The organism is Exiguobacterium sp. SH5S13 (assembly GCF_004337085.1).
GTDB classification, from domain to species: Bacteria; Bacillota; Bacilli; order Exiguobacteriales; family Exiguobacteriaceae; genus Exiguobacterium; species Exiguobacterium aurantiacum_A.
In genome coordinates this window covers 1-5,919 of record NZ_SJUS01000045.1, presented here as the reverse complement: position 1 = coordinate 5,919, position 5,919 = coordinate 1, and the positions used below count along the sequence as shown (strand labels likewise).

Genomic DNA, 5,919 nt, shown 5'->3' with positions numbered 1-5,919 from the left:
CATCACCCTCTCAAAAGAAAAAACAGGATAAGGGCAAGGAAAAAGAGCGATTGTCCCGACTTGAGTCGGTCCAATCGCCCTTTTTTCTGTTCACGCTCGGATAGAGCGGAGGTTTTTCAGTGCCCTCCCCACGTGGAGGACGAGTTTTTCGTTAGTTGCGGATCATGTAGTCGAAAGCACCGAGTGCGGCTGTCGCACCAGAGCCCATCGAGATGATGATCTGTTTGTAGGCACTGTTCGTGCAGTCGCCTGCCGCGAACACGCCTGAGATGTTCGTCGAACCGTGATGGTCGACGATAACCTCTCCGAAGTTGTTGCGTTCGACCGTATCGAGCCAGTCCGTGTTCGGGACGAGGCCGATCTGGACGAAGACGCCTTCAAGTTCGACGTGATGCGTTTCGTTCGTCTCACGAGACATGTACGAGATCCCGTTCACTTTATCCGTACCTGTGATTTCAGTCGTCTGGGCGTTCGTGACGACGGTCACGTTCGGGAGACTGTGAAGACGGTTTTGAAGTACTTGGTCGGCCTTCAAGTCAGGTGCGAACTCGAGTACCGTGACGTGCTTGACGATGCCGGCGAGGTCGATTGCCGCCTCGACGCCAGAGTTACCGCCGCCGATGACCGCGACACGCTTGCCTTCGAAGAGTGGACCGTCACAGTGTGGGCAGTAGGCGACACCTTTGTTTTTAAACTCGGCTTCGCCTGGGACGTTGACGTTGCGCCAGCGTGCCCCTGTCGACAAGATGACACTCTTACTCTTCAGGATCGCGCCGTTTTCAAGTTCGACTTCGACGAGGTCTTTCTTCTCAAGGCGCTTCGCACGTTGAAGATTCATGACGTCGACGCCGTATGCTTTCACGTGCTCCTCTAAGCTCGCGACGAGTTTTGGACCTTCTGTGTACGACGTGCCGATGAAGTTTTCGATGCCCATCGTGTCCATCACTTGACCACCGAAGCGTTCAGCGACGATGCCGGTACGAATGCCTTTACGAGCCGCATAAACGGCCGCACTTGCACCAGCCGGACCACCACCGATGACGAGGACGTCATACGCCTCTTTGTCTTCGAACGCCGAAGCGTCAGGACCTGTGCCGAGTTTCGCCAAGATCTCTTCGAGTGACATCCGTCCGTTACCGAACGCTTCTCCGTTCAAGAAGACGGTCGGGACGGCCATGATTTCTTTCGCTTCGACTTCTGCCTTGAACGCGCCGCCGTCGATCATCGTGTGTGAGATGTTCGGGTTGAGCACGCTCATGACGTTAAGTGCTTGGACGACGTCCGGACAGTTATGGCAGCTGAGGCTGATGTACGACTCGAAGTGGTACGTGCCTTGGATGTTTTGGATTTGCTTGATCGCATCTGCGTCGACTTTCGGCGCTCGGCCGCTCACTTGGAGCAACGCGAGGACGAGTGACGTGAACTCATGACCGAGCGGGATTCCGGCGAAGACGATGCCCGTCTCTTCAGACGGACGGTTCACGCTGAAGCTCGGTGTGCGTTCGAGCGTGACGTTTTCGACGGAGATACGTGACGACATGCTTGCGAGCTCGTTGACGAGGTCGAGCATCTCGTTTGAGACGGCGTCATCACCAGCGCTCACACGGAGGACGACGTCGCCCTCCATGAGCTGCAAGTATTGATCTAGTTGTTGTTTAATATCTGCTTCTAACATGGAATCCGCTCCTTACAACTTGCCAACGAGATCGAGGCTTGGACGAAGTGTCGCTGAGCCTTCTTCCCATTTCGCTGGGCAAACTTCGCCTGGGTTGTTGCGGACGTATTGTGCTGCTTTGACTTTGTTGACGAGCGTGCTCGCGTCACGGCCGATCCCGCCTGCGTTGATTTCGACAGTTTGGATGACGCCGTCTGGGTCGATGATGAACGTACCGCGGTCAGCAAGGCCATCTTCTTCGTTCAAGACGTCAAAGTTGCGTGAGATCGTGTGTGACGGGTCGCCGATCATGATGTATTCGATCTTGCCGATTTTCTCTGACGTTTCGTGCCAAGCTTTGTGCGTGAAGTGTGTGTCTGTAGATACTGAGTAGACTTCGACGCCGAGGTCTTTCAATGTCGCGTATTCGTTTTGAAGGTCTTCAAGTTCAGTCGGGCAGACGAATGTGAAGTCAGCCGGGTAGAAGCAAACGACGCTCCATTGACCTTTAAGGTTGTTGTCTGATACTTCGAGGAATTCTCCTGTTTGGAACGCTTGTGCTGTGAATGGTAAGATTTCTTTGCCGATTAATGACATGGGGTATGTCCTCCTTGGGTTTTTACTCTAGCGGAATTGTATCTCTACTAGAATAATTATAATGTAATACTAATTTCATATAACCAGACGAAATTGTCAAGACGTATGCATGCTGCCTAAAAGGTTGATCTATCAAGGTGTTTATGTAAAACCGCATCAAAACAGTAAAGAAAACGGTTACATGAAAACTGCTAATTTGTTTTTTAAAACTCATATAAAATGAGTAGAACAGTTATTGGTTAAAAGAGTAAAGAAGAGATTAAGCGCTTCATTCTCGTAAATAATCAACATTTTATCAATTGCATACAAAAAAACCTTATCCATATTGGATTAAGGTTCGTCAAGTTGTTAACTTATGAATCAGTTGTTTATTATAGTCCGCTCCGTCTTTCCCTTTATGCATGCGAGCGTGGCAATTTGGGCATAATGCAGCCACTTGATCAGGACGTGATAATCCATCATCTGATTCTTTATATAAAGAATGGAGTTCGAGATAAGGACCTTCTTCTGTTTCAAAAGGGGCTTGGTTTCCACAAGCTTCACAGCAATTATTTGCCCGAGCCAGCACAGCGTAATAAAGAGCTGCTGTTTGTTCGCGAACTTGTAATTTTCGAGCTGGCATACTTAAACCAGTAGCTCGTTTCGGATCACGTAAAGCAATTTCATTTAACTCTTCAACGGTTTTATAGCGCATAGTTGATGCAAAATGATGGGCTTCTTCTTGAACAACGTGTAGCGGTTCGAATGCAAAAACGATTACTTCGCGCTGGTTATGGTGTTTATCAATTCCGAATTGAATGTCGTAACCGATTAAAATAAGTTGATCCACGAAGCGATAACTACCTTTTCCAAGTGATTCGAAGAGATAGACGTCTTCTCCATTTTCGATATGGTTTAGAAGAGCTTTGTTTCCAAAAGAAAAAGATTGGTTCCCTTCTTGACCCTCACCGCTGTAATAATATAAACCGTCGTCTTCACTCCAGCCATTCTTGTATCCAAACTCTTCATCCATCCCGCTATCAAAAATAAAGATTAGCTTATGTTTGTTCGGAGTACTAATTCCACGTTGACGACTCCCGCCGTATTGATCGTGAAGGACAGAGCGTTTGTATAGTTTGTTTTTTTCGAACAGCATATGTCACCCCGGTTCCGATGTTTTTATCTTCTTAAATTGTACCATGACTAAGTTAGAATAAACGAAAAAGGCAGAGGTCGCCCTCTGCCTTGGTTCATCATTCCGCCATCAACGCACATACTGCATTCGAATACGCTACCGGATCTTCAAGCGGTAATCCTTCGATGAGGAGTGCTTGCTGGTAAAGAAGATCGGTATATTGTTTCGCTTTCGCCTCGTCTTCCGTATAGACGCGTTGCAACGTCTGGAAGATGGCGTGGTCGGCGTTCACTTCGAGCACTTTTTCTGCTTTCATGCCGCCGCCGTTCGGCATCGTGTTCATGATCTTCTCCATCTCGATCGAGACGTCACCTGCGACCGTCAAGCAGACCGGGTGCGACTTGAGACGAGTTGACGCGCGCACTTCTTTGACGCGATCGCCGAGCTCGGTCTTCATGAAGGCGAACAAGTCTTTATTGTCTTCGTTGAGCGAATTCGCCGCCTCATCGTCGAGGCCGAGGTCACCGCTCGCGACCGACTTGAACTCTTTGTCTTCATATGACTGGAGCACTTTGATAGCGAACTCGTCGATCTCTTCTGTGAAGTAGAGGATCTCGAAGCCTTCTTCTTTCAAACGCTCCGTTTGTGGGAGAAGATCGATACGATGGATCGATTCGCCCGTCGCGTAATAGATGTACTTCTGGTCCTCTTTCATACGCTCGACGTATTCTTTCAGCGAGACGAGCTTTTTCTCGTTCGACGAGTGGAACAAGAGCAAGTCCTTCAACTCATCCTTCGCGGCGCCGAACTGGTCGTAGACGCCGAACTTGATTTGGCGGCCGAACGCGTCAAAGAACTTCTCGTAGTCCTCGCGCTCATTCTGAAGCATCTTCTCGAGCATGCCTTTAATTTTCGACTTGACGTTCTTAGCGATGACGCGCAGTTGGCGGTCCTGCTGCAACATCTCCCGGGAAATGTTGAGCGATAGGTCTTCTGAGTCGACCATCCCTTTGACGAAACCGAAGTAGTCCGGCAACAAGTCAGGCGATTTCTCCATGATCAAGACGCCGTTCGAGTAGAGCTCGAGCCCTTTCTCGAACTCTTTCGTGTAGTAGTCGTACGGGACCGTCGATGGGATATAGAGGATCGACTGATAGCGGATCGAACCGTCGACGTTCAAGTGAAGATGTTTGAGCGGCTCGTCGAAACCGTAGCGCTTCTCGTGGTAGAACGCCGTGTAGTCCTCGTCCGTCAGTTCGTTCTTCCGCTTGCGCCAAATCGGGACCATGCTGTTGATCGTCTCTTCTTCGACGTAATCCTCGAATTCTTCCGAGTCGTCTTTTGGACGGTGTTTCGTCACGTCGAGTTTGATCGGATAGCGGATGAAGTCCGAATGCTTCTTGATGAGCGAGCGGATCTCATATTCCTCTAAGAACGAAGAATACGTATCGTCTTCGGTGTCGGCTTTCAAGTGTAAGACGATTTCGGTTCCAATCTCTTGTTTAGACGTCGGCTCGATCGTATAGCCATCGATGCCGTCTGACTCCCAAAGATATCCTTGGTCACTATCGACTGAACGGGTCCGGACCGTCACACGGTCGGCGACCATGAACGCGGAGTAGAAACCGACGCCGAATTGACCGATCAAGCTGTGGTCTTCTTCCATCTTCGTCGCCTGCTTCATTGCGAGCGAACCGCTCTTGGCGATGATCCCGAGGTTCGATTCGAGTTCGTCTTCCGTCATCCCGATCCCGGTGTCACGGATTGTGACGGTGCGTGCGTCTTTGTCGAGTTCGACTTTGACGAAATAGTCGTCCTTGTTGAAGTCGATCGCCTCGTCCGAGAGGGCGCGGTAATACATCTTGTCGATGGCGTCACTCGCGTTCGAGATGAGCTCACGCAGGAAGATGTCCTTATGTGTATAGATTGAGTGGACCATCAACTCTAAAATTCGTTTCGATTCGGCTTGAAACTGTTTCTTTGTCATGACCGTTCTCCTTTGTCGTTCGATTTTGGCACTCTGTATACAAGAGTGCTAACACTCTTCATTATCCTAATTTTTGGAGAGATGTCAAGGCGGATGAAAACAAAAGATTGACGACGAAGCATCATTCGAGTATTGTTGAGTACATGCGATGAGCTGGTCTATGTAAGACGGCGGACATTCCTTCGGGAGCACGTTGTGGAGCGTGGTTCGACGCGGTAGACTTTTCGAGAGCACCTCTTTAGAGAGGTGCTCATTTTTTTTGCCTAAACATCAAGCCCCTTCAACTGGAGGGCACTGAAAAACTTCAAATAATTTTGAGCAGAGAAGCGTCATCCCGGATGGGATGGCGCTCCTCTGCTTTCATTGCCCTTCAAGCCGCCCTGTCCGGCACGCCGCTTTCCTGGGGGCGGTCAGCGAGCCGCATCGCGACGATGTCGCTGCTGGGTCTCGCCTTGCCCGCTGTTCCCCCGGGAGTCGGCGTGCCCTCGGGGCGACGCTGTACGTCCTTGCCGTTTCGGACTAAACTGGCTATAACTACACATCCTGGAGGCGATCCCGATGATGCCA

Annotated in this window: 4 protein-coding genes; all 4 read right to left on the bottom strand. The window is 50.1% G+C overall.

What is annotated here, in order from left to right:
* Window positions 1-151: 151 nt before the first annotated feature.
* A complete protein-coding gene (gene ahpF / locus EVJ30_RS14725; protein WP_131457885.1) occupies window positions 152-1,675 on the bottom strand; it encodes an alkyl hydroperoxide reductase subunit F in 1,524 nt (507 codons plus the stop codon).
* 12 nt (window positions 1,676-1,687) lie between these two features.
* The gene (ahpC, locus tag EVJ30_RS14720) at window positions 1,688-2,251 is read right to left on the bottom strand and encodes an alkyl hydroperoxide reductase subunit C (RefSeq protein WP_016510347.1); all 564 of its coding nucleotides are present in this window, start codon (window positions 2,249-2,251) and stop codon (window positions 1,688-1,690) included.
* Between the two features lie 340 nt (window positions 2,252-2,591).
* Window positions 2,592-3,386, bottom strand: a complete 795-nt coding sequence (locus EVJ30_RS14715) for an SRA domain-containing endonuclease (protein ID WP_070328017.1) — start codon at window positions 3,384-3,386, stop codon at window positions 2,592-2,594.
* A 97-nt stretch (window positions 3,387-3,483) separates the two neighbouring features.
* Window positions 3,484-5,352, bottom strand: a complete 1,869-nt coding sequence (htpG, locus tag EVJ30_RS14710; protein WP_131469561.1) for a molecular chaperone HtpG — start codon at window positions 5,350-5,352, stop codon at window positions 3,484-3,486.
* Window positions 5,353-5,919: the final 567 nt, after the last annotated feature.